The following is a 24314-nucleotide window of genomic DNA, read 5'->3' as shown; positions in this document are numbered from 1 at the left end:
ACGAAGGGCGACCCGCAGAAACCGGGCTTACAGCGCCGTACCACCAAACTTGTGCGTGTACTGCAGGTTGATCGTGCGGCCCACCGTGTCGAACCAGGAGACGTCGTAGTACGGGTACGGCGTATAGGTCGCGTCCTTCGGCGGCGTCTTGTTGGCGATGTTGACCACCGACAGCGACAGGCGCGAATGATCATCGAAGCGGTACTGCAGCGACACGTTGTAACGGTACGTGGCGCCGATCCACGGGCTGTCGCCGCTGTCCGGATCGAAGCTCTGGTCGTAGCTGTCGTAAGTCGGCAGCCTGCCCAGGCGCGAGCCATACAGCGTGGCCGACCACGCCGCGTTCTCCCAGGTCACGCTCGCGCTGGTCTTGGTGCGCGGGATATCGAAACCGCTGTTGACCGCGAACTGGTCTTCGACCACATCGCCCGCGAACTGCTGGAAATCGTGCGTCTTCACCCAGGTGTGGTTGCCGCTGAAGATGAAGTCGCCGATCCCGGTGCCCAGGCGGTAGCGCAGGCCCACATCGATGCCGCGCGTGGTTTCGCGCGCGATGTTGATCGGGCTCACATGCACGCCGTAGAGGCGGCCATCGCTGGTGCGGGTGACCCGGCTGATCGCATCCACGCAGGTCGGCGATGCCGCATCGGCGCCGCCCAGGCGGCAGGCCGCCTCATCGCGCAGGATCGTGCTCACGTCCATGTCCTGCACCTGGTCGCGCATGTCGATGTCGAACCAGTCCACCGACAGGTCCAGCCCCAGTGCAGGCGACCACACAACGCCGGCACTCCACGAGGTGCTGGTTTCCGGATCCAGCCTGCGGTTGCCCTCGCGGGTGCGGATCAGGTTCTCTTCGTAGTCCGAGCAGTCATCGCCACCGTCCACCGCGCAGGTGTAATAGTCGTTGGCACTGGTTTCGTCGTTGCCCGGGCCGGCATACACGTAATGCAGGTCCGGCGCGCGGAAGGCGGTGCCGTAGGAGCCGCGCACCAGCAGGGTCTCGATCGGGCGCCATTCCAGGCCACCGCTCCAGGTCGCCTTGCCGATCGTGTTGCCCGAGTAGCGGTACTGGTCGAAGCGGCCGGCCACGCTGAGGTTGAACGTGTCGTGCAGCGGCAGGCGCAGCTCGGCCGCGGTCGCCCAGCGGTTGCGGCTGCCGTGGCCGTCCGAGTCTTTCCAACTGTAGTAGTAGTACTGCGTCGCCAGCGGGTCCGGATTCAGCGCGTAGGACTGGTTGCCGAACTCGGCCGTCGCCGCGAAGCCGGCCTTGCCGCCCGGCAGCTCGAACAGCTCGCCGTTGGTCAGGGTCAGCGCGGCGGTATCGGTGCGCGACTTCGGCGTATAGGTGGTGCGCGCGGCGATCGAGTCGTACTCGCTGCGGCTCAGCGGCCGGTACAGGCGCGCCGGGTCGGCGTTGAACACCGGGAACACGTTGTCATCGTCATCGGTGTACTCGCCCAGCTGCTCGCCCAGGAACAGGGCATTGGCCCTGGCGGCGATGATCTGCGGCCAGCGGATGCTGGACTGGTACTGCGAGTGGCTCAACGAGGCCTCGTATTCCCAGTCCGCGCCGAGCGCGCCCTTGAAGCCCGTGGTCACGCTGAAGGTCTTCTGCGTGCTGCGCACCATGCCGTTGTTGAGCCCGCCCATTTCTTCCGGGGAGAACTGGCGCTGCCAGAACTCCACCTGGTCGGTGGCCTGGTTGTAGAAGTAGCCGTCCTCGTTGCCATCGGCGGCCATGCGGCCCCACTGGGTCACATCGCGCATCAGCGCCAGGTCGTGGTAGCCCATCTGCACATCGGCGAACCATTCGGCGCCATTGTCGAAGGCATAGCGCAGCGAGGCGTAGCCGTTGGCGCCGCGGCGCTTGCTGAGGATCGTGCCGTAGCCGATCGACCGGTCGCTGCCGCAGTAGAAGCCGTAGCGCGCACGCTCGGCGTACCGGGTGCTGCCGTTGTTCTGGCCGGCCAGCGCATCGCAGGTGGCCTGGCCCGGATCGAGGTAGTCGTCGTTGTAGTCGGTGCGCAGGTAGGCGCGGCGCGCGGCGCGGGCGCTCTCGGTGGGCGCGTCGAGGGTGGAATCCTGCTGGCTGCGCTCATACGCCCACAACGGCGTCTGCGACTGCAGTTCCAGGCTGTAGACCGCGCTGAAACGGCCCGCATCGAAACCGCTGGCGATGCTCATGTCGAAGGACTCACCGCCACCTTCGCTGGTGGTGCCCATGCGCATGTCCACCGTGGTGCCATCGACCTGCTTCTTCAGGATGAAGTTGACCACCCCGGCGATCGCGTCCGAGCCGTAGATCGCCGAGGCGCTGCCGGTCAGCACTTCGATGCGCTCGATCATCCCGATCGGGATGTTGGAGACATCGGTGAAGTTGCTGCGGCCCTGGAACGGCATCGGGAAATCGGCGATGCGGCGGCCGTTGACCAGCACCAGCGTGTGGTTGGGGCCGAGGCCGCGCAGGTCGACCTGCTGCGCGCCGGGCGAGAAATCAGCGCCGCTGGAGGACTGCTGGCTCTGGGTCTCACCGCCGTTCTGGGTCATCGACCGCAGCACGTCGGGCACGCTGGTGAAGCCGCTGGCCTGGATCTGCTCGGCGGTGATGACGGTCACGGGCGCCGGCCCTTCTACCTGCGCGCGTGGAATGCGCGAGCCGGTGACCTGCAACGTATCCAGTTGCTGCACCCCGGGGGCGGGCGTCTGGGCACCCGCGGTCGCGGCCACACCCATCAACGCCAGCTGGATCGACCACGCCATCGCCTGTTTACGCATGAGAATTCTCGAGAAGAAAGTGTCGGCCTCGAGGGAGGCCTGTCCCCCATTCACATTTCGCGAATGGACGGCGCGCATTTAACGCCTTTTTTACGGGGTTGACCACTGCCAGTTTCTCTGGCAAAGAGTGGAAGCGCTTACACCCTCGTTTCATTCAGGGAGGTCAACGTGCACAAGGGTTTCCGGCCGCTCCACGCCTTCCTGTCGCTGCTGCTGGCAGCGCTCTCGATGCCCGGCCACGCGCAGGGGGTGCGCAGCCTGCAGGAGCCGGGCTATCGCTATTACGAGATAGGTGCGGTGGGCGCGCCCCGGGCAGCCCGCACCGAGCCGGCGATGATGCTGATGGGCGGCGGCGAGTGGGTGCCCGCCGCCTTCCAATGGTGGCTGGGGCGCGCCGGCCATGGCCGGGTGGTGATCCTGCGCGCCTCCGGCGCCGATGAGTTGCAGAACCGCCTGTACCGGGACGTCGGCGGGGCGGTCTCGGTCCAGACCCTGGTGTTCAACAGCCGGCGTGCAGCCGATGACCCCGCGGTGCTGGGCGTGATCGCCGCCGCCGATGCGATCTTCATCGCCGGCGGCGACCAGTCGCGCTATATCCGTTTCTGGAAAGGCACGGCGGTGAACGAGGCACTCAACGCACATGTACGTGCTGGCCGGCCGATCGCCGGCACCAGCGCCGGGCTCGCCATACTGGGCGGCTACAGCTATGGCGCGCTGGATGGTGGCAGCGTCACCTCCCGTCGTGCCCTGCGCGACCCCATGGGCAGCGCGGTGACCCTGGACAGTGATTTCCTGGCCATGCCGTACCTGGCCAACGTGGTCACCGATACCCATTTCGGCAAGCGCGACCGGCTCGGGCGCCTGATCGTGTTCGTGGCCCGGGCGGCACAGCGCAGCGGGCAGCAGGACATGGTCGGCCTGGGCGTGGACGAGGACACCGCGCTGTGCGTGGAGGCGGACGGCACCGGCCAGGTGTTCAGTCGGGACGGCGGCTACGCCTGGCTGGTGATGCCGCAGCGCGCCGCCGATCGCCTGCGCGGCGGCAGCCCGCTGGAGTTCCGCGCCATTCCGGTGACCGGGGTGGGCGAGGGCAGCCGCCTGCATCTGGATGGCTTCCGGGTGGACGATGCCGCCTTCCGGATGACGGCCGATATCCGGGAAGGCCGCCTGCAGTTGCACCCGTAGATCCACGCACGCCAGGGGCTGTGCGGGCGCTGTCGCGTGCGGGTCACGCGCGCGGGTGATCCGTGGCGCGTGCCATGATGCGGGCACCTCCGGATCCGAGTGCGTTGCCCATGTCCCGTCCACGCGCATTGCTGCTGTCCCTGTGTCTGCTGAGCCCGTTTGTCCATGCCGCCGAACCGGTGCTGGTCATCCATGGCGGCGCCGGCGTGGAGCGCAGGGATCTCTCGCCGGCCGAGGAAAAGGCGGCGCGCGCGGCCCTGCAGCACGCCCTGGTGAAGGGGCATGCCGCCCTGGCCGCCGGGAAGCCGGCACTGGAGGCCGTGACCGCGGCGATCACCGTGCTCGAGGACGATCCCACCTTCAATGCAGGCAGGGGCGCGGTGTTCACCCACGATGGCCGCAACGAACTGGATGCCTCGCTGATGGATGGCGCCACCCTCAAGGCCGGCGCGGTGGCCGGCGTGCAGCGCGTGCGCAACCCGATCCTGCTGGCCGAGGCCGTGATGCAGCATTCCCCGCACGTGATGATGGTCGGGCAGGGCGCCGAAGCCTTCGCCACGGGCCAGGGCATTACCCTGGTGGACCCGTCGTACTTCCGCACCGACAAGCGCTGGCAGCAGCTGCAGAAGGCCCTCAAGGAAGAAGCCAGCGGCCAGGCCCATGCGGATCTGGAAACGGCGCGCCACTTCGGCACGGTGGGTGCGGTCGCACTCGACAAGGACGGCAGGCTCGCTGCAGGAACCTCCACCGGTGGCATGACGAACAAGCGCTACGGGCGTGTCGGCGATTCGCCGATCATCGGTGCCGGCACCTATGCCGATGCCGGTTGTGCGGTATCGGGCACGGGCTGGGGCGAGTACTACATCCGCACTGCGGCCGCGCACGATATCTGCGCGCGCATGCGCTACCTCAAGCAGGGCCCGGAGGAGGCGGGACGCGCGGTGATCAACGAGCGCATTCCCGCGCTCGGGGGCGATGGCGGTGCGATCGTGCTCGCGGCCGACGGCCGCGTGGCGACACCGTTCAACACGCAGGGCATGTATCGCGGCTGGATCGGCGCCGATGGCGTGCCGCATGTGGCGATCTTCGCCAGCGAAACCCTGCCGTTACCGGGCCAATAGCCTGTCCCGGCAAGGCAATTCGAAATTCGTGTGAAAAAATTCAAAAAGGTTGTTGACAGAACCCCCGTTTATCCCCAAAATTCACGGCTCTTCCACCCCACACCGAAAACGCTTCGGCGCCACGGGACAGGGTGGTAAGGAGGGATACCCAAGCGGCCAACGGGGGCAGACTGTAAATCTGCTGGCTTACGCCTTCGGTGGTTCGAATCCACCTCCCTCCACCAGTTTCATGTTGTGGCAAGAGCTTCCGATGCGGGAGTAGTTCAATGGTAGAACCTCAGCCTTCCAAGCTGATGGTGCGGGTTCGATCCCCGTCTCCCGCTCCATTGAATGAATTTGAATATATTCAAATTCGTGCCATAATACAAAACTCGCTCACGTAGCTCAGTCGGTAGAGCACCTCCTTGGTAAGGAGGAGGTCGAAGGTTCGATTCCTTTCGTGAGCACCATCTAAGTGCTACCAATTCAGACGATTTCGAGATAAGCAGCCATGGCCAAGGGTAAGTTCGAGCGCACCAAGCCGCACGTCAATGTCGGCACCATCGGTCACGTTGACCACGGCAAGACCACGCTGACCGCCGCACTGACCAAGATCGGTGCCGAGCGCTTTGGCGGTGAGTTCAAGGACTACTCCGCGATCGACGCCGCGCCGGAAGAAAAGGCGCGTGGCATCACGATCTCCACCGCGCACGTCGAATACGAATCCACCGTTCGTCACTACGCCCACGTCGATTGCCCGGGCCATGCTGACTACGTCAAGAACATGATCACCGGTGCTGCCCAGATGGATGGCGCGATCCTGGTCTGCTCCGCTGCTGACGGCCCGATGCCGCAGACCCGCGAGCACATCCTGCTGTCGCGTCAGGTCGGCGTGCCGTACATCGTCGTCTTCCTGAACAAGGCAGACATGGTCGATGACGCCGAGCTGCTGGAACTGGTTGAAATGGAAGTCCGCGAGCTGCTGAGCAAGTACGACTTCCCGGGCGACGACACCCCGATCATCTCGGGTTCGGCCCGCCTGGCGCTGGAAGGCGACCAGAGCGAGATCGGCGTGCCGGCCGTGATCAAGCTGGTCGAAGCTCTCGACAGCTGGATCCCGACCCCGGAGCGTGACGTTGACAAGCCCTTCCTGATGCCGGTGGAAGACGTGTTCTCGATCTCGGGCCGCGGCACCGTGGTGACCGGTCGTATCGAGCGCGGCGTGATCAAGGTCGGCGAAGAAATCGAAATCGTCGGTATCCGTCCGGTCCAGAAGACCACCGTGACCGGCGTGGAAATGTTCCGCAAGCTGCTGGACCAGGGTCAGGCAGGTGACAACGCCGGTCTGCTGCTGCGCGGCACCAAGCGTGACGACGTCGAGCGTGGCCAGGTCCTGGCCAAGCCGGGTTCGATCAAGCCGCACACCAAGTTCGACGCCGAAGTCTACGTCCTGTCCAAGGACGAAGGCGGCCGCCACACCCCGTTCTTCAAGGGCTACCGTCCGCAGTTCTACTTCCGTACCACCGACATCACCGGCGCTTGCGAACTGCCGGAAGGTGTGGAAATGGTGATGCCGGGCGACAACGTGAAGATGGTTGTCACCCTGATCAACCCGGTGGCAATGGACGAAGGTCTGCGCTTCGCCATCCGTGAAGGCGGTCGTACCGTCGGCGCCGGCGTGGTCTCCAAGATCCTCGAGTAACAGCGTTATACCGGCGGTTGCATTGCGCTGCCGGTCTCGCGAGTGGCGGGCCGGGAACCTCGGTCCGCCTTCGCCGTCTTAGGGAAGGCAAGTTTTTTCAGTACGCCAGTAGCTCAATTGGCAGAGCAGCGGTCTCCAAAACCGCAGGTTGGGGGTTCGAGTCCCTCCTGGCGTGCCACTTCTCCCTTCCAGCGGCTATGCCGCCACAGCAGCCAGAGCCGGATGAACAGCAAGATCGAGCATTCCAAAGACAACGCCTCCACTGGAGGTGACATCGTCAAGTACGCCGCCGCAGCGATCCTCGTGCTGGCGGGTCTTTTTGCTTGGTATTGGTTCGGTGCTCCTGAGCACGCCTCACAGAGTGCATGGGCCGGTCCGCTTCGCGGTCTGGCCGTTGTCGTTGGCCTGGTGGCCGGCCTCGGCGTGTTCCTGCTGACCGGCAAGGGTCGCGACACGCGGGAATTCCTTTCCGAATCGCGTTTCGAACTGCGCAAGGTGGTCTGGCCGACGCGCCAGGAAGCCATTCGCATGACCTGGGTGGTGATCGTCGTGGTGATCATCCTCAGCCTGCTGCTGGGCGGATTTGACTTCGTGATTCAGAAATTGACCCAGTGGTTCCTGGGTCGATAAGGAGAAACCAGTGAAGCGTTGGTACGTCGTTCACGCCTATTCGGGCTTCGAAAAGTCGGTGGCGCAGGCTCTGCGCGATCGCATCGTGCGTGACGAGATGCAGGAGCGCTTCGGTGACGTCCTGGTCCCGACCGAGGAAGTGGTTGAAATGCGCGCCGGCCAGAAGCGCCGTTCCGAGCGCAAGTTCTTCCCGGGTTACGTGCTGGTCCAGATCGAGACCCACGAAGAAAACGGCATTCCGCGCATCGACAACGAAAGCTGGCACCTTGTGAAGGATACGTCCAAGGTGATGGGCTTCATCGGCGGCACCGCCGACCGTCCGTTGCCGATCCGTGACGAGGAAGCTGCCGCCATCCTGGACCGCGTTCAGGAAGGTGTCGAAAAGCCGCGTCCGAAGGTGCTGTTCGAGCCGGGCCAGATGGTCCGCGTCACCGAAGGCCCGTTCAACGATTTCAACGGCGTGGTCGAGGAAGTCAACTACGAGAAGAGCCGTCTGCGCGTCTCGGTGCTGATCTTCGGTCGTGCCACCCCGGTCGAGCTCGAGTTCGGCCAGGTCGAAAAGGCCGTCTGAGCCTGAGGGCAGTGGGTTCCGGGCGGCCGCCCGGAACCTGAACAGCCCGGTACCCTCTGCCATGCGGCAGGGGAAGAAAAAACCTGATATAGTGCGCGGCTTCCTGCCAGGAAGCTGGCAAAAAGCAAGGGCCGCCGCAAGGTGGCCTTCTGCGTGAATTCAAAACGCGATGCCGGGACGCGTGATTCCCGGTCCGATGGGGAGCCTGTTGTCGCAAGGCGCTAGCACCCGGAGAGCATACTCATGGCAAAGAAAGTTGTCGGTTATATCAAGCTGCAGGTGAAGGCCGGTCAGGCCAACCCCTCGCCGCCGGTCGGTCCTGCGCTGGGTCAGCGTGGCCTGAACATCATGGAATTCTGCAAGGCCTTCAATGCCGCCACGCAGAAGCTGGAGCCGGGTCTGCCGGTGCCGGTCATCATCACGGCCTACTCGGACCGTACCTTCACCTTCATCACCAAGAGCACCCCGGCTGCCGTGCTGCTCAAGAAGGCTGCAGGCATCTCGTCGGGCTCCAAGCGTCCGAACACCGAGAAGGTGGGCAAGGTGACCCGCAAGCAGCTCGAAGAGATCGCCAAGACCAAGGAAGCAGACCTGACGGCTGCCGATCTGGATGCCGCGGTGCGCACCATCGCCGGTTCTGCCCGTTCCATGGGCCTCGTGGTAGAGGGTTAAGAAGATGGCACAGACCAAGCGTGAGAAGGCCATCAAGGCCGCCGTCGTCCCGGGCAAGGCATATGCCTTCGAGGACGCCATCAAGATCCTGAAGACCGCTACCAAGGCCAAGTTCGTCGAGTCCTTCGACGTTGCTGTGCGCCTGGGCGTGGACGCCAAGAAGTCCGACCAGCAGGTGCGCGGTTCCACCGTGCTGCCGGCCGGTACCGGCAAGAGCGTGCGCGTTGCCGTCTTCGCTCCGGCCGGTGCCAAGGCTGACGAAGCCCTGGCCGCTGGCGCCGAAGCCGTTGGTATGGACGATCTGGCCGAGAAGATGCAGGCCGGCGATCTGAACTACGACGTCGTCATCGCGACCCCGGATGCCATGCGCGTCGTGGGTAAGCTGGGCACCGTGCTCGGCCCGCGCGGCCTGATGCCGAACCCGAAGGTCGGCACCGTCTCGGCCAACCCGGGCGAAGCCGTCAAGAATGCCAAGTCGGGTCAGGTGCGTTACCGCACCGACAAGGCCGGCATCATCCATTGCACCATCGGCAAGGCCGACTTCGCCGAAGACGCGCTGAAGTCGAACCTGCAGGCGCTGCTGATGGACCTGATCAAGGCCAAGCCGGCCACCTCGAAGGGCACCTACCTGCAGAAGGTTTCGGTCAGCTCGACGATGGGCCCGGGCGTCACTGTCGACCAGTCGTCGCTGTCGCTGAAGTAATCGTTTCAAGCGGGTACCGGGCTCCGGTCCGGTACCCGCGATATTTGAAGGCAATCCGAGTGGGGTCCGCCCCGCGGAGATAGCCGTCAAAGACCGCAGGCGCGGTCAGTACATACCGGCGACGGGCAGGGATGCTCGCATTGGCAGGGAGTCGCCGCCGGCGCAGTACCGAACGCTTAATCGATTCCCCCGGGAATCACCCTGCGTAGATGGTGCCCTTCTGGAGTTTTTCTGGTTTACGCACGTCTGGGTTCTCCCAGGTTGGCCATCCAGGTCTAGAACGGCCCACCCTTGGAACATCACCTGATGTTCCCGGCGTCCAGGACGGATGCCGCCCAGGACCGCACACGGCAGGAGCCGTAAGCGGAGTTCAATTGGAGGAGTGCAATGGCTCTCAATCTGTCCCAGAAGCAAGAAGTAGTCGCCGAGCTGGCAGACGTCGCCGCCAAGGCTCACTCCTTGATCGCAGCCGAATACGCTGGCACCACGGTCTCCCAGATGACCGCGATGCGCAAGCAGGCACGCGAAACCGGCGTTTTCTTGAAAGTTGTCAAGAACACGCTGGCGGCACGTGCAGTGGAAGGTACCGAATACGAATGCGCCAAAGACGCACTCGTCGGTCCGCTGCTGTACGCGTTCTCGCTCGAGGAGCCCGGCGCAGCCGGTCGCCTGATCAAGGATTTTGCCAAGACCAACGACAAGCTGCAGGCAAAAGTCGTGGCCATCGGCGGGGAACTGTTCCCGGCCGGTCATGTCGACGTGCTGGCCTCGCTGCCGACCCGTGATCAGGCCCTGGCCATGCTGGCCCGCGTCCTGTCCGAGCCGGCTGCCATGTTCGCCCGCGCCGTCAAGGCCGTGGCCGACAAGCAGGATGGCGGTGAAACCGCTGACGCTGCCGAGCCGGTCGCCGAAACCGCCTGAGTCGACGTTTCCGTGGTTCCGAACGGAACCTCAACCCAGAAAATTATCCAAAGGTAATCAAAATGTCCCTTACCAACGAACAGATCGTCGACGCCATCGCCGAGAAGTCCCTGATGGAAGTGATGGAGCTGGTCAAGGCCATCGAAGAGAAGTTCGGCGTCTCCGCCGCTGCTCCGGTCGCCGCAGCAGCTGCTGCTGGCCCGGCTGCCGCTGTTGAAGAGCAGACCGAATTCGACGTCATCCTGAAGTCGGCCGGCGACAAGAAGGTCGAAGTCATCAAGGCTGTCCGCGCCATCACCGGCCTGGGCCTGAAGGAAGCGAAGGATCTGGCAGAAGCCGGCGGCATGATCAAGGAAGCCGCTTCGAAGGACGACGCTGCCAAGTTCAAGAAGGACCTGGAAGCTGCTGGCGCGACTGTCGAAGTCAAGTAAGCAGTTCCTTGCCTCGCCATCGAAACACGGCGATGCAGCCAAGGCTGGGGGCGTAAGCCCCCGGCCTTTGGTCGTTTCACGCAACACCCGAAGTACGAGCCCAACACGGGCTGCGGTCATCCCCCGTCACAGCGGCGCACAAGCGCGCGGGCAGGGGAGTGGATGCAGACGAGTTGGCAGTTGGAAGTAGCGGGAGAAGGCGTGCTGGTGCCGGCAATACCAGCGACTTCCAACTGACAATTTCAGTTTCCCCTCGGGTCGTGGACGCACGATCCGCACAGCCAAGGTGATACCTCATGACGTCTTATTCGTTCACCGAAAAGAAGCGTATCCGCAAGGATTTCGGCAAGCAGCGCTCGATCCTCGAAGTGCCGTTCCTGCTTGCCATCCAGGTCGATTCCTACCGTGAATTCCTGCAGGAAAACGTCGATCCGGCCAAGCGCACGGACCACGGCCTGCATGCGGCCCTGAAGTCGGTGTTCCCGATTTCCAGCTACAGCGGCAATGCCGCCCTGGAATACGTCGGCTACAAGCTCGGCGACCCGGTGTTCGACGAGCGCGAGTGCCGCCAGCGTGGCATGAGCTACGGCGCGCCGCTGCGCGTGACCGTGCGCCTGGTGATCTACGACCGCGAGTCGTCGACCAAGGCCATCAAGTACGTGAAGGAGCAGGAAGTCTATCTCGGCGAAATCCCGCTGATGACCGACAACGGCACCTTCATCGTGAACGGTACCGAGCGCGTGATCGTCTCGCAGCTGCACCGTTCGCCGGGCGTGTTCTTCGACCACGACCGTGGCAAGACCCACAGCTCGGGCAAGCTGCTGTACAGCGCCCGCATCATCCCGTACCGCGGCTCCTGGCTGGACTTCGAGTTCGACCCGAAGGACGCCCTGTTCACCCGTATCGATCGTCGCCGCAAGCTGCCGGTGTCGATCCTGCTGCGTGCGCTGGGTTACAGCAACGAAGAGATGCTGGCCGAGTTCTTCGAGATCAACACGTTCCACATCAACCCCGATGAAGGCGTGCAGCTGGAGCTGGTCTCCGAGCGCCTGCGTGGCGAGACCCTGAACTTCGACCTGGCCGACGGTGACAAGGTCATCGTGGAAGCGGGCAAGCGCATCACCGCGCGCCACGTCAAGCAGCTGGAAGCCTCGGGCATCGCTGCCCTGGCCGTGCCGGACGAGTACATGGTCGGCCGCATCCTGTCGCACGACGTGGTCGATGCGAACACCGGCGAACTGCTGGCCCAGGCCAACGACGAAATCACCGACGAGCAGCTGCAGGCCTTCCGCAAGGCCGGCGTGGATGCCGTGGGCACCCTGTGGGTGAACGATCTGGATCGTGGCCCGTACCTGTCCAACACCCTGCGCATCGATCCGACCAAGACCCAGCTCGAAGCCCTGGTCGAGATCTACCGCATGATGCGTCCGGGCGAGCCGCCGACCAAGGACGCCGCGCAGAACCTGTTCCACAACCTGTTCTTCACCTTCGAGCGCTACGACCTGTCCACGGTCGGCCGCATGAAGTTCAACCGTCGTGTCGGCCGCAAGGAAGTCACCGGCGAAGCCGTGCTGTACGACCGCAAGTACTTCGGTGAGCGCAACGACGAAGAGTCCAAGCGCCTGGTCGCCGAGCACGCCGACACCTCCGACATCCTGGACGTGATCAAGGTCCTGACCGAGATCCGCAACGGTCGCGGCGTGGTCGATGACATCGATCACCTGGGCAACCGTCGCGTGCGTTCGGTCGGTGAAATGGCCGAGAACGTGTTCCGCGTGGGCCTGGTCCGCGTCGAGCGCGCGGTCAAGGAACGCCTGTCGATGGCCGAATCCGAAGGCCTGACCCCGCAGGAACTGATCAATGCCAAGCCGGTCGCTGCGGCCATCAAGGAGTTCTTCGGCTCCTCGCAGCTGTCCCAGTTCATGGATCAGAACAACCCGCTGTCGGAAGTGACGCACAAGCGTCGCGTCTCGGCCCTGGGCCCGGGTGGCCTGACCCGCGAACGCGCCGGCTTCGAAGTGCGCGACGTGCACCCGACCCATTACGGCCGCGTCTGCACCATCGAAACGCCGGAAGGCCCGAACATCGGCCTGATCAACTCGCTGGCCGTGTACGCCCGCACCAACCAGTACGGCTTCCTCGAGACCCCGTACCGCAAGGTTGCCGACGGCAAGGTCTCCGACGAGATCGAATTCCTGTCGGCCATCGAAGAAAACGAGTACGTCATCGCCCAGGCCAACGCCCTGACCGATGCCAAGAGCATGCTCACCGAGCAGTTCGTGCCGTGCCGCTTCCAGGGTGAGTCGCTGCTCAAGCCGCCGGCGGAAGTCCACTTCATGGACGTCTCGCCGATGCAGACCGTGTCGATCGCTGCCGCGCTCGTCCCGTTCCTGGAGCACGATGACGCCAACCGCGCGCTGATGGGCGCCAACATGCAGCGTCAGGCCGTGCCGACCCTGCGTGCCCAGAAGCCGCTGGTGGGTACCGGTATCGAACGCGCCGTGGCCCGTGACTCGGGTGTGACCGTGAACGCCCGTCGTGGTGGCGAGATCGTGCAGATCGACGCCGGCCGCATCGTGGTCAAGGTCAACGAAGTGGAGATCACCGACGCGACCGACGCCGGCGTGGATATCTACAACCTGATCAAGTACACCCGCTCCAACCAGAACACCTGCATCAACCAGCGTCCGCTGGTGGAAGTGGGCAACGTGGTGGCGCGTGGCGACGTGCTGGCTGACGGTCCGTCCACCGACATCGGCGAACTGGCCCTGGGCCAGAACATGCTGATCGCCTTCATGCCGTGGAACGGCTACAACTTCGAAGACTCCATCCTGCTTTCCGAGCGCGTGGTGGAAGAGGATCGCTACACCACGATCCACATCGAAGAGCTGACCTGCGTTGCGCGTGACACCAAGCTGGGGCCGGAGGAAATCTCCGCCGACATCCCGAACGTCTCCGAGCAGGCCCTGAACCGCCTGGACGAGAGCGGCGTGGTGTACATCGGTGCCGAAGTCCGCGCCGGCGACATCATGGTCGGCAAGGTCACCCCGAAGGGCGAAAGCCAGCTGACCCCGGAAGAGAAGCTGCTGCGCGCGATCTTCGGCGAGAAGGCCTCGGACGTGAAGGACAGCTCGCTGCGCGTGCCGCCGGGCATGGACGGCACCGTCATCGACGTGCAGGTCTTCACCCGCGATGGCATCGAGAAGGACAAGCGCGCCCGTCAGATCGAAGAGTCTGAAATCAAGCGCGTCAAGAAGGACTTCGACGACCAGTTCCGCATCCTGGAAGGCGCCATCTACGCCCGTCTGCGTTCGCAGATCGTGGGCAAGGTGGTCAACGGCGGTGCCAACCTGAAGAAGGGCGACACCGTTACCGACGCCTACCTGGACGGCCTGAAGAAGGCTGACTGGTTCGTGCTGCGCATGAAGGACGAGGACGCCTCCGAAGCCATCGAACGCGCCCAGAAGCAGATCCAGGCGCACGAGAAGGAATTCGAGCGTCGCTTCGCCGACAAGCGCGGCAAGATCACCGCGGGCGACGATCTGGCCCCGGGCGTGCTGAAGATGGTCAAGGTGTTCCTGGCCGTGAAGCGTCGCATCCAGCCGGGTGACAAGATGGCAGGCCGCCACGGCAACAAGGGTGTGGTCTCCAACGTGGTGCCGGTCGAGGACATGCCGTACATGGCCTCGGGCGAAACCGTGGACATCGTGCTGAACCCGCTGGGCGTGCCGTCGCGTATGAACATCGGCCAGATTCTGGAAGTGCATCTGGGCTGGGCCGCCAAGGGCCTGGGTCGCAAGATCCAGGGCATGCTGGAAGCCCAGGCCGCGATCAACGACCTGCGCAAGTTCCTGGACGACGTCTACAACCACGACAAGACCCAGCACGCCAACCACGTCGACCTGACCCAGTTCAGCGACGAGGAGCTGCTGCGCCTGGCCGCCAACCTGACCGACGGCGTGCCGATGGCAACGCCGGTGTTCGACGGTGCGACGGAAGCCGAGATCAAGCACATGCTTGCCCTGGCCGACCTGCCGCTGAGCGGCCAGACCCAGCTGTATGACGGCCGCACCGGTGAGGCATTCGATCGCCACACCACCGTGGGCTACATGCACTACCTGAAGCTGAACCACCTGGTCGACGACAAGATGCACGCCCGTTCGACCGGCCCGTACTCGCTCGTCACCCAGCAGCCGCTGGGCGGCAAGGCGCAGTTCGGTGGCCAGCGCTTCGGTGAAATGGAAGTCTGGGCGCTGGAAGCCTACGGCGCGGCCTACACCCTGCAGGAAATGCTGACGGTGAAGTCCGATGACGTGCAGGGCCGCAACCAGATGTACAAGAACATCGTCGACGGTGAGCACGAGATGGTCGCGGGCATGCCGGAATCCTTCAACGTGCTCGTGAAGGAAATCCGCTCGCTGGCCATCAACATGGAACTGGACGGCAACTGATCGCGCAGGCGCGGCTGCCCCGGCAGCCGCGCCGCCACATCTGAACCGACAGCCCCATCGACAAGATTTCCTCCTTTCGGAGAAACACCATGAAAGACTTGCTCAACCTCTTCAACCAGCAGCGTCAGACGCTGGACTTCGACGCGATCAAGATCGCGCTGGCCTCGCCGGACCTGATCCGTTCGTGGTCCTTCGGCGAAGTGAAGAAGCCGGAAACCATCAACTACCGTACGTTCAAGCCGGAACGTGACGGCCTGTTCTGCGCCGCCATCTTCGGACCGGTCAAGGACTACGAGTGCCTGTGCGGCAAGTACAAGCGCATGAAGCATCGCGGCGTGGTCTGCGAAAAGTGCGGCACCGAAGTCACCCTGGCCAAGGTGCGCCGCGAGCGCATGGGTCACATCGACCTGGCCTCGCCGGTCGCGCACATCTGGTTCCTCAAGTCGCTGCCGTCGCGCATCGGCCTGATGCTGGACATGACCCTGCGTGACATCGAGCGCGTGCTGTACTTCGAAGCCTACGTGGTGACCGAGCCGGGCCTGACCGCCCTGGAACGCCGCCAGCTGCTGACCGAAGAACAGTACCTGCAGGCCCGCCAGGAACACGGCGACGACTTCGATGCCGCCATGGGCGCCGAGGCCGTGTACGAACTGCTGCGCACCATCGACCTGCAGTCGGAAATGACCCGCCTGCGCGAAGAAATCGCCAGCACTGGTTCGGAAACCAAGCTCAAGCGACTGACCAAGCGCATCAAGCTGGTCGAGGCCTTCCTCGAGTCGGGCAACCGTCCGGAGTGGATGGTCATGACCGTGCTGCCGGTGCTGCCGCCGGACCTGCGTCCGCTGGTGCCGCTGGACGGTGGCCGCTTCGCGACCTCCGATCTGAACGATCTGTACCGCCGCGTCATCAACCGCAACAACCGCCTGCGCCGCCTGCTCGAGCTGAACGCGCCGGACATCATCGTGCGCAATGAAAAGCGCATGCTGCAGGAATCGGTCGATGCGCTGCTGGACAACGGCCGTCGCGGCCGTGCCATCACCGGCACCAACAAGCGCCCGCTCAAGTCGCTGGCCGACATGATCAAGGGCAAGCAGGGCCGCTTCCGCCAGAACCTGCTGGGCAAGCGCGTGGACTACTCGGGCCGTTCGGTCATCGTGGTCGGTCCGTACCTGCGCCTGCACCAGTGCGGCCTGCCGAAGAAGATGGCGCTTGAGCTGTTCAAGCCGTTCGTGTTCGCCAAGCTGCAGCGTCGTGGCCTGGCCACCACCATCAAGGCCGCCAAGAAGCTGGTCGAGCGCGAAGAAGCCGAAGTCTGGGACATCCTGGAAGAGGTCATCCGCGAACATCCGGTGATGCTGAACCGTGCGCCGACCCTGCACCGTCTGGGCATCCAGGCCTTCGAGCCGGTCCTGATCGAAGGCAAGGCCATCCAGCTGCACCCGCTGGTCTGCACCGCGTTCAACGCCGACTTCGACGGTGACCAGATGGCCGTCCACGTGCCGCTCTCGCTGGAAGCCCAGCTGGAAGCGCGTGCGCTGATGATGTCCACCAACAACATCCTGTCGCCGGCCAACGGCGAGCCGATCATCGTGCCGTCGCAGGACGTCGTGCTGGGTCTGTACTACATGACCCGCTCGCTGGTGAACAAGAAGGGCGAGGGCATGGCCTTCGCCAACATCGCCGAAGTCAAGCGCGCCTACGACAATCGCGTGGTGGAACTGCACGCACGCGTCAAGGTCCGCATCACCGAAGTGGTGACCGACGAGGAAGGCAACAAGCAGAACAAGACCTCGATCGTGGACACCACGATCGGTCGCGCCCTGCTGGCTGAAATCCTGCCGGAAGGCCTGCCGTTCGCGCTGGCCAACACCGAGCTGACCAAGAAGAACATCAGCCGCCTGATCAACTCCAGCTACCGTCAGCTGGGCTTGAAGGACACGGTCGTGTTCGCCGATAAGCTGATGTACACCGGCTTCGCCTACGCAACCCGCGCGGGCGTGTCGATCGGCATCGACGACATGCTGATCCCGGACGAGAAGCGCGGCATCCTCACCGAGGCCGAAGCCGAAGTGCTGGAAATCCAGGAGCAGTACCAGTCGGGCCTGGTCACCGCCGGCGAGCGCTACAACAAGGTGGTCGACATCTGGTCGCGCACCAATGAACGCATCGCCAAGGCGATGATGGACACCATCGGTACCGAGAAGGTGGTCAATGCCGAAGGCGAGACCATCGACCAGAAGTCGATGAACTCGCTGTACATCATGGCCGACTCCGGTGCGCGTGGTTCGCAGGCGCAGATCCGTCAGCTGGCCGGTATGCGCGGCCTGATGGCGCGTCCGGATGGCTCGATCATCGAAACGCCCATCAAGGCGAACTTCCGTGAAGGCCTGAACGTGCAGGAGTACTTCAACTCCACCCACGGTGCCCGTAAGGGTCTGGCCGATACCGCGCTGAAGACGGCGAACTCGGGTTACCTGACCCGTCGTCTGGTCGACGTGGCGCAGGACGTGGTCATCACCGAAGTGGATTGCGGTACCACCGAAGGCCTGACCATGACCCCGATCGTGGAAGGCGGCGACGTCGTGGAGCCGTTGAAGGACCGCGTGCTGGGTCGTGTCGTGGCCGAGGACGTGTTCCTGCCGGGCAACGACGAAGATCCGATCGTGACCCGCAACACGCTGCTCGACGAGCAGTGGGTGGCCAAGCTGGAAGACGCCTCGGTGCAGTCGGTCAAGGTCCGTTCGACCATCAGCTGCGCCTCGCCGTTCGGCGTCTGCGCACACTGCTACGGTCGCGATCTGGCCCGTGGCCACATCGTCAACATCGGCGAAGCGGTCGGCGTCATCGCCGCGCAGTCGATCGGTGAGCCGGGTACCCAGCTGACCATGCGTACGTTCCACATCGGTGGTGCGGCGTCGCGAGCTGCTGCGGTCGACAACATCACCGTCAAGACCACCGGTTCGGTGAAGTTCAACAACCTGAAGTCGGTCGAGCACGCCAGCGGTTCGCTGGTGGCGGTCTCGCGTTCGGGTGAAATGTCGGTGCTCGATGCCCACGGCCGTGAGCGTGAGCGTTACAAGCTGCCGTACGGTGCGACCATCACGTCCAAGGACGGCGATGCGGTCAAGGCTGGCCAGACCGTGGCCAACTGGGACCCGCATAACCACCCGATCGTTTCGGAAGTGGCCGGTTTCATCCGCTTCATCGACTTCATCGACGGCGTCACCGTCATCGAGAAGACCGACGAACTGACCGGCCTGGCATCGCGTGAAATCACCGATCCGAAGCGTCGTGGTTCGCAGGCCAAGGATCTGCGCCCGATCGTCCGTATCGTGGACAAGAACGGCAACGACCTGACCATTCCGAACACGGATCTGCCGGCCCAGTACCTGCTGCCGCCGCGCTCGATCGTCAACCTGCAGGACGGCGCCGCCGTCGGCGTGGGTGACGTGGTCGCCAAGATCCCGCAGGAAGCGTCCAAGACCCGTGACATCACCGGTGGTCTGCCGCGCGTGGCCGATCTGTTCGAAGCGCGCAAGCCGAAGGATCCGGCGATCCTGGCCGAGCGTTCGGGCATCATCAGCTTCGGCAAGGACACCAAGGGCAAGCAGCGCCTGATCATCAAGGACACCGATGGTTCGGAACACGAAGAGCTGATCCCGAAGTACCGTCAGGTGATCGTCTTCGAAGGCGAGCACGTGACCAAGGGCGAAACCATCGTGGACGGCGAGCCGAGCCCGCAGGACATCCTGCGTCTGCTGGGTGTCGAACCGCTGGCGGCCTACCTGGTCAAGGAAATCCAGGACGTGTACCGCCTGCAGGGCGTGAAGATCAACGACAAGCACATCGAGGTGATCACCCGCCAGATGCTGCGCAAGGTCGAGATCACCGACCAGGGCACCAGCAAGTTCCTGAATGGCGAGCAGGCCGAGCGCCAGCGCGTCATCGAGGAAAATGCCCGCCTGGCCGCCCGCAACGAGCTGCCGGCCCGTTTCGATCCGGTCCTGCTGGGTATCACCAAGGCCTCGCTGGCGACCGAATCGTTCATCTCGGCGGCGTCGTTCCAGGAAACCACCCGCGTGCTGACCGAAGCGGCCGTTCGCGGCACCTCGGACAACCTGCGCGGCCTGAAGGAAAACGTCATCGTCGGCCGTCTGATCCCGGCCGGTACGGGCCTGGCTTACCACGCCAACCGTCGTCGCAACGCCTCCGGGCTGACCGACTCGGAAATGCAGACCCTGTCCGGCAGCGCGCCGGCCGTGGCTGAGGTGGCCCCGGTGGCCGCCGTGGCGGTGGAATCGACCGACGCCGACCAGGCGCCGGGCAGCGACGAGTAATACGCAGGCCCGGCTCCGGCCGGGCCCGCGGCAGGGCAGGGCGCCGACTCCGGTCGGTGGCCCTCCCGGCAAATCAGCAGGCAGCGGCCACTGGTCGTCCGCCTGCCGATGAGGTAGGATGCCCGCCGGTCTTTCAACGGACCGGCTTGACAACCTGAACGGGGGGCATGGAAAAGGCTCCCCTGTAACGGCCCGGGATCAGGGCTGGCTTGGCGCGTGCGCATTTGACTGCGTTTTCGCCGGGTTGCTACAATCGTCTGTCTCAGCAGGCCGGTCTTTCGCCTGCTCGCACATTTCCGCATTCATGGCCAGTCTTTTCATTGGCCTCTCTCAGAAGAACATACTGATGGCGACGATCAATCAGCTTGTCCGCAAGCCGCGGCAGGCAACCACTTATAAGAGTGCCTCCCCGGCCCTCGATAAGTGCCCCCAGCGCCGTGGCGTCTGCACGCGCGTGTACACCACCACTCCGAAGAAGCCGAACTCGGCGCTTCGCAAGGTTGCCAAGGTTCGCCTGACCAACCAGGAAGAAGTGATTAGCTACATCGGCGGCGAAGGCCACAACCTGCAGGAGCACTCCGTGGTCCTGATCCGTGGCGGTCGCGTCAAGGATCTGCCGGGTGTGCGTTACCACACCGTGCGTGGCTCGCTGGACGCCTCCGGCGTTGCCAAGCGTCGCCAGGGCCGTTCCAAGTACGGCGCCAAGCGTCCGAAGAGCTAAGGGAAAGTACACATGTCTCGTAAAGGTAATACGCCGCAGCGCTCTGTCCTGCCGGATCCGAAGCACGGAAGTGAAACCATCGCTCGTTTCATCAACATGGTGATGCTGAGCGGCAAGAAGTCGGTCGCTGAAAAGATCGTCTACGGTGCCATGGACGTGATCGGCGAAAAGAACCCGAATTCCGTCGAGCTGGTTCAGAAGGCTCTGGAAAACGTGGCTCCGTCGGTCGAAGTCAAGTCCCGCCGCGTCGGTGGTGCCACCTACCAGGTGCCGGTCGAAGTGCGTTCCTCGCGCAAGATGGCACTGGCGATGCGTTGGCTGATCGACTCGGCGCGCAAGCGTGGTGAGAACACCATGCCGAAGAAGCTGGCTGCCGAACTGCTGGACGCCTCGGAAAATCGTGGTGGCGCCATCAAGAAGCGCGAAGAAACCCACCGCATGGCCGAAGCCAACAAGGCCTTCGCGCACTACCGCTGGTGAGTTTGACGGCCTTGCAAAACAGGCACGGCAGCACCATCTAGGTGCTGCCCCGCGGCACCTGGGGTGCCGCGCCAATCCGAAGGCCGCCGAAAGGCGGCGTTCGGCCATCCGAATTCCAAGAAATTGAGAGGCTCCCGTGGCCCGCACCACTCCCATCGAGCGTTACCGCAATTTCGGCATCATGGCCCACATCGATGCCGGCAAGACCACCACGTCCGAGCGCATCCTGTTCTACACCGGCAAGAGCCACAAGATCGGTGAAGTGCACGACGGCGCTGCCACCATGGACTGGATGGAGCAGGAGCAGGAGCGTGGCATCACGATCCAGTCCGCTGCCACCACCGCGTTCTGGAAGGGCATGGACAAGTCCCTGCCGGAGCACCGCTTCAACATCATCGACACCCCTGGGCACGTCGACTTCACCATCGAAGTGGAGCGCTCGCTGCGCGTGCTCGACGGTGCCGTCTTCGTGCTGTGCGCCGTCGGTGGCGTGCAGCCGCAGTCGGAAACCGTGTGGCGCCAGGCCAACCGTTACAAGGTGCCGCGCATTGCGTTCGTCAACAAGATGGACCGCACCGGCGCGAACTTCACCAAGGTCGTTGGCCAGCTGAAGGCCAAGCTGGGTGCTGTCGCCGTCCCGATGCAGCTGCCGATCGGCGCCGAAGATAACTTCAAGGGCGTGGTCGACCTCATCAAGATGAAGGCCATCCATTGGGATGAAGCCTCGCAGGGCATGAAGTTCGAGTACCTGGAGATCCCGGCGGACATGCAGGCGGAGGCCGAAGAGGCCCGCACCTACATGATCGAAGCTGCGGCTGAAGCCAGCGAAGAGCTGATGGAAAAGTACCTGGGCGGCGAAGAGCTGACCGAGGCCGAAATCGTCGAAGCCCTGCGCGTGCGCACCCTGGCCACCGACATCGTGCCGATGTACTGCGGCTCGGCGTTCAAGAACAAGGGCGTGCAGGCCATGCTGGACGGCGTGGTGCAGCTGCTGCCGTCGCCGATCGACGTGCCGGACGTGACCGGTACCGACGTCGACGATGAAACCGTTGCGCTGAGCCGCAAGTCCGATGACAAGGCGCCGTTCTCGGCCCTGGCCTTCAAGATCATCACCGACCCGTTCGTCGGCGCGCTGACCTTCTTCCGTGTCTACTCGGGCACGCTGAACGCCGGCGACCAGCTGCTGAACTCGGTGAAGGGCAAGAAGGAGCGCATCGGCCGCATCCTGCAGATGCACTCCAACGATCGCGAAGAAATCAAGGAAGTGCTGGCCGGTGACATCGCCGCGGCGGTGGGTCTGAAGGACACCACCACCGGCGACACCCTGTGCTCGCAGGACCATCCGATCATCCTGGAGCGCATGGTGTTCCCGGAGCCGGTGATCTCGATGGCCGTCGAACCGAAGACCAAGTCCGACCAGGAAAAGATGGGTCTGGCCCTGGGCCGTCTGGCGCAGGAAGATCCGTCGTTCCGCGTCAAGACCGACGAAGAATCCGGCCAGACCATCATCTCGGGCATGGGTGAGCTGCACCTGGACATCATCGTTGACCGCATGAAGCGCGAGTTCAACGTTGAAGCCAACGTCGGCAAGCCGCAGGTGGCCTACCGCGAAACCATCCAGGCCGCGGACGTCAAGTCGGACTACAAGCACGCCAAGCAGTCCGGTGGTAAGGGTCAGTACGGTCACGTCGTGATCGAGCTGTCGCCGATCACCGCCGAAGATCGCGCCGACCCGAAGATCGGGCCGCTGATCAAGGACGACTTCCTGTTCATCAACGACATCACCGGTGGCGTGATTCCGAAGGAATTCATTCCGTCGATCGAAAAGGGTCTGCGCGAAACCATCACCAGCGGTCCGCTGGCGGGCTTCCCGGTCGTGGACGTCAAGGTCAAGCTGGTGTTCGGCTCGTACCACGACGTCGACTCCTCGGAAATGGCGTTCAAGCTGGCCGCCTCGATGGCCTTCAAGCAGGGCTTCTCCAAGGCCAAGCCGGTCCTGCTGGAGCCGATCATGAAGGTCGAGATCGTGACCCCGAGCGATTACCAGGGTGACGTGATGGGCGACGTGAGCCGTCGTCGCGGCATGCTGCAGGGTTCGAGCGTGACCGGTGACGGTTCGGCTGAAATCATCAATGCGATGATTCCGCTGGGTGAAATGTTCGGCTACGCGACCTCGCTGCGTTCGCAGACCCAGGGTCGTGCAACGTTCACGATGGAATTCGACCATTACGAGCCGGCTCCGTCGAACATCGCCGAAGCCGTGGTCAAGAAGTCCTGAGCATAAGCTCAGGACTCCACCTCATTCTTTTCTGATATCCAAGGTATACAACAATGGCAAAGGGTAAGTTCGAGCGCACCAAGCCGCACGTCAACGTCGGCACCATCGGTCACGTCGATCACGGCAAGACCACGCTGACCGCTGCACTGACCAAGATCGGTGCCGAGCGCTTCGGTGGCGAATTCAAGGATTACTCCGCGATCGACGCCGCGCCGGAAGAAAAGGCACGTGGCATCACGATCTCGACCGCGCACGTCGAATACGAATCCACCGTTCGTCACTACGCCCACGTCGATTGCCCGGGCCATGCTGACTACGTCAAGAACATGATCACCGGTGCTGCCCAGATGGACGGCGCGATCCTGGTCTGCTCCGCTGCTGACGGCCCGATGCCGCAGACCCGCGAGCACATCCTGCTGTCGCGTCAGGTCGGCGTGCCGTACATCGTCGTCTTCCTGAACAAGGCGGACATGGTCGATGACGCCGAGCTGCTGGAACTGGTTGAAATGGAAGTCCGCGAGCTGCTGAGCAAGTACGACTTCCCGGGCGACGACACCCCGATCATCTCGGGTTCGGCCCGCCTGGCGCTGGAAGGCGACCAGAGCGAGATCGGCGTGCCGGCCGTGATCAAGCTGGTCGAAGCCCTCGACAGCTGGATCCCGACCCCGGAGCGTGACGTCGACAAGCCCTTCCTGATGCCGGTGGAAGACGTGTTCTCGATCTCGGGCCGCGGCACCGTGGTGACCGGTCGTATCGAGCGCGGCGTGATCAAGGTCGGCGAAGAAATCGAAATCGTCGGTATCCGTCCGGTCCAGAAGACCACCGTGACCGGCGTGGAAATGTTCCGCAAGCTGCTGGACCAGGGTCAGGCAGGTGACAACGCCGGTCTGCTGCTGCGCGGCACCAAGCGTGACGACGTCGAGCGTGGCCAGGTCCTGGCCAAGCCGGGTTCGATCAAGCCGCACACCAAGTTCGACGCCGAAGTCTACGTCCTGTCCAAGGATGAAGGCGGCCGCCACACCCCGTTCTTCAAGGGCTACCGTCCGCAGTTCTACTTCCGTACCACCGACATCACCGGCGCTTGCGAACTGCCGGAAGGTGTGGAAATGGTGATGCCGGGCGACAACGTAAAGATGGTTGTCACCCTGATCAACCCGGTGGCAATGGACGAAGGTCTGCGCTTCGCCATCCGTGAAGGCGGTCGTACCGTCGGCGCCGGCGTGGTCTCCAAGATCCTCGAGTAATCTGCTAGAATCTGCGCCCCGATGTTGCCTGGGTAGGGCATCGGGGCGTAATTAAATGGGAAAAGAGGCGCAGGATGCACCTCGTGTTCCCCAGACCAGGAAGGGTCGCGCCA

General features: G+C 63.8%; 16 protein-coding genes and 4 tRNA genes. 19 read left to right on the top strand and 1 reads right to left on the bottom strand.

Going from position 1 to position 24314, the window contains the following annotated elements; all coding sequences use genetic code 11:
* Positions 1 to 27 precede the first annotated feature (27 nt).
* Positions 28 to 2775 carry a TonB-dependent receptor plug domain-containing protein gene (locus tag ORK51_RS03245; protein ID WP_266084003.1) on the bottom strand — a complete coding sequence of 916 codons (2748 nt, stop codon included), beginning with the start codon at positions 2773 to 2775 and terminating at the stop codon, positions 28 to 30.
* Positions 2776 to 2943: 168 nt separating this feature from the next.
* Between ORK51_RS03245 and ORK51_RS03240 the strand changes: the two genes are divergently transcribed.
* From ORK51_RS03240 to tuf (ORK51_RS03150), 19 genes are all read left to right on the top strand, one after another.
* A complete protein-coding gene (locus ORK51_RS03240; protein WP_070426686.1) occupies positions 2944 to 3960 on the top strand; it encodes a cyanophycinase in 1017 nt (338 codons plus the stop codon).
* A gap of 110 nt (positions 3961 to 4070) precedes the next feature.
* Positions 4071 to 5081, top strand: coding sequence for an isoaspartyl peptidase/L-asparaginase family protein (locus tag ORK51_RS03235; RefSeq protein WP_070426687.1), 1011 nt, complete (start codon positions 4071 to 4073; stop codon positions 5079 to 5081).
* Between the two features lie 138 nt (positions 5082 to 5219).
* Positions 5220 to 5305: transfer RNA gene (locus tag ORK51_RS03230), tRNA-Tyr, on the top strand.
* Positions 5306 to 5333: 28 nt separating this feature from the next.
* A tRNA-Gly gene (locus ORK51_RS03225) sits at positions 5334 to 5407 on the top strand.
* A gap of 47 nt (positions 5408 to 5454) precedes the next feature.
* Positions 5455 to 5530, top strand: a tRNA-Thr gene (locus ORK51_RS03220).
* A 41-nt stretch (positions 5531 to 5571) separates the two neighbouring features.
* Positions 5572 to 6762 (top strand): elongation factor Tu, encoded by a 1191-nt coding sequence (gene tuf / locus ORK51_RS03215; RefSeq protein ID WP_019186113.1) that lies wholly within the window; start codon positions 5572 to 5574, stop codon positions 6760 to 6762.
* Positions 6763 to 6864: 102 nt separating this feature from the next.
* Positions 6865 to 6940, top strand: a tRNA-Trp gene (locus ORK51_RS03210).
* Positions 6941 to 6984: 44 nt separating this feature from the next.
* On the top strand, positions 6985 to 7392 hold the full coding sequence (gene secE / locus ORK51_RS03205; RefSeq protein ID WP_019186114.1) for a preprotein translocase subunit SecE: 408 nt from the start codon (positions 6985 to 6987) through the stop codon (positions 7390 to 7392).
* A 10-nt stretch (positions 7393 to 7402) separates the two neighbouring features.
* Positions 7403 to 7963, top strand: a complete 561-nt coding sequence (nusG, locus tag ORK51_RS03200) for a transcription termination/antitermination protein NusG (protein ID WP_019186115.1) — start codon at positions 7403 to 7405, stop codon at positions 7961 to 7963.
* Between the two features lie 243 nt (positions 7964 to 8206).
* Positions 8207 to 8635 (top strand): 50S ribosomal protein L11, encoded by a 429-nt coding sequence (gene rplK / locus ORK51_RS03195; protein ID WP_019186116.1) that lies wholly within the window; start codon positions 8207 to 8209, stop codon positions 8633 to 8635.
* A 4-nt stretch (positions 8636 to 8639) separates the two neighbouring features.
* A complete protein-coding gene (gene rplA / locus ORK51_RS03190) occupies positions 8640 to 9338 on the top strand; it encodes a 50S ribosomal protein L1 (protein ID WP_019186117.1) in 699 nt (232 codons plus the stop codon).
* A gap of 387 nt (positions 9339 to 9725) precedes the next feature.
* Positions 9726 to 10259: a 50S ribosomal protein L10 gene (gene rplJ, locus ORK51_RS03185; protein ID WP_019186118.1), complete on the top strand. Its 534-nt coding sequence runs from the start codon at positions 9726 to 9728 to the stop codon at positions 10257 to 10259.
* 62 nt (positions 10260 to 10321) lie between these two features.
* On the top strand, positions 10322 to 10690 hold the full coding sequence (gene rplL / locus ORK51_RS03180; RefSeq protein ID WP_019186119.1) for a 50S ribosomal protein L7/L12: 369 nt from the start codon (positions 10322 to 10324) through the stop codon (positions 10688 to 10690).
* A gap of 296 nt (positions 10691 to 10986) precedes the next feature.
* Entirely contained in the window at positions 10987 to 15141 is a 4155-nt protein-coding gene (rpoB, locus tag ORK51_RS03175) for a DNA-directed RNA polymerase subunit beta (RefSeq protein ID WP_266083998.1), read from the top strand.
* An 89-nt stretch (positions 15142 to 15230) separates the two neighbouring features.
* Positions 15231 to 19478 (top strand): DNA-directed RNA polymerase subunit beta', encoded by a 4248-nt coding sequence (rpoC, locus tag ORK51_RS03170; RefSeq protein ID WP_070426688.1) that lies wholly within the window; start codon positions 15231 to 15233, stop codon positions 19476 to 19478.
* A 346-nt stretch (positions 19479 to 19824) separates the two neighbouring features.
* Complete coding sequence (gene rpsL / locus ORK51_RS03165; protein WP_017356008.1) at positions 19825 to 20199, top strand: 30S ribosomal protein S12; 375 nt, start codon at positions 19825 to 19827, stop codon at positions 20197 to 20199.
* A gap of 12 nt (positions 20200 to 20211) precedes the next feature.
* Positions 20212 to 20679: a 30S ribosomal protein S7 gene (gene rpsG, locus ORK51_RS03160; RefSeq protein WP_019186122.1), complete on the top strand. Its 468-nt coding sequence runs from the start codon at positions 20212 to 20214 to the stop codon at positions 20677 to 20679.
* A 136-nt stretch (positions 20680 to 20815) separates the two neighbouring features.
* Positions 20816 to 22957 carry an elongation factor G gene (fusA, locus tag ORK51_RS03155; protein WP_019186123.1) on the top strand — a complete coding sequence of 714 codons (2142 nt, stop codon included), beginning with the start codon at positions 20816 to 20818 and terminating at the stop codon, positions 22955 to 22957.
* A gap of 53 nt (positions 22958 to 23010) precedes the next feature.
* Positions 23011 to 24201, top strand: coding sequence for an elongation factor Tu (gene tuf / locus ORK51_RS03150; protein WP_019186113.1), 1191 nt, complete (start codon positions 23011 to 23013; stop codon positions 24199 to 24201).
* Positions 24202 to 24314: the final 113 nt, after the last annotated feature.

Source organism: Stenotrophomonas sp. RIT-551, assembly GCF_026241915.1.
Taxonomy (GTDB): Bacteria; Pseudomonadota; Gammaproteobacteria; order Xanthomonadales; family Xanthomonadaceae; genus Stenotrophomonas; species Stenotrophomonas bentonitica_A.
Note: the sequence above shows the minus strand (reverse complement) of the source record. Positions and strands in the feature narration are given on the sequence as shown.

Coding starts and splice junctions, on each gene's coding strand:
- ORK51_RS03245 (WP_266084003.1), bottom strand. CDS start 2,775: ATGCGTAAACAGGCGATGGCGTGGTCGATCCAGCTGGCGTTGATGGGT.
- ORK51_RS03235 (WP_070426687.1), top strand. CDS start 4,071: ATGTCCCGTCCACGCGCATTGCTGCTGTCCCTGTGTCTGCTGAGCCCG.
- tuf (WP_019186113.1), top strand. CDS start 5,572: ATGGCCAAGGGTAAGTTCGAGCGCACCAAGCCGCACGTCAATGTCGGC.
- secE (WP_019186114.1), top strand. CDS start 6,985: ATGAACAGCAAGATCGAGCATTCCAAAGACAACGCCTCCACTGGAGGT.
- rplK (WP_019186116.1), top strand. CDS start 8,207: ATGGCAAAGAAAGTTGTCGGTTATATCAAGCTGCAGGTGAAGGCCGGT.
- rplA (WP_019186117.1), top strand. CDS start 8,640: ATGGCACAGACCAAGCGTGAGAAGGCCATCAAGGCCGCCGTCGTCCCG.
- rplJ (WP_019186118.1), top strand. CDS start 9,726: ATGGCTCTCAATCTGTCCCAGAAGCAAGAAGTAGTCGCCGAGCTGGCA.
- rplL (WP_019186119.1), top strand. CDS start 10,322: ATGTCCCTTACCAACGAACAGATCGTCGACGCCATCGCCGAGAAGTCC.
- rpoB (WP_266083998.1), top strand. CDS start 10,987: ATGACGTCTTATTCGTTCACCGAAAAGAAGCGTATCCGCAAGGATTTC.
- rpoC (WP_070426688.1), top strand. CDS start 15,231: ATGAAAGACTTGCTCAACCTCTTCAACCAGCAGCGTCAGACGCTGGAC.
- rpsL (WP_017356008.1), top strand. CDS start 19,825: ATGGCGACGATCAATCAGCTTGTCCGCAAGCCGCGGCAGGCAACCACT.
- rpsG (WP_019186122.1), top strand. CDS start 20,212: ATGTCTCGTAAAGGTAATACGCCGCAGCGCTCTGTCCTGCCGGATCCG.
- tuf (WP_019186113.1), top strand. CDS start 23,011: ATGGCAAAGGGTAAGTTCGAGCGCACCAAGCCGCACGTCAACGTCGGC.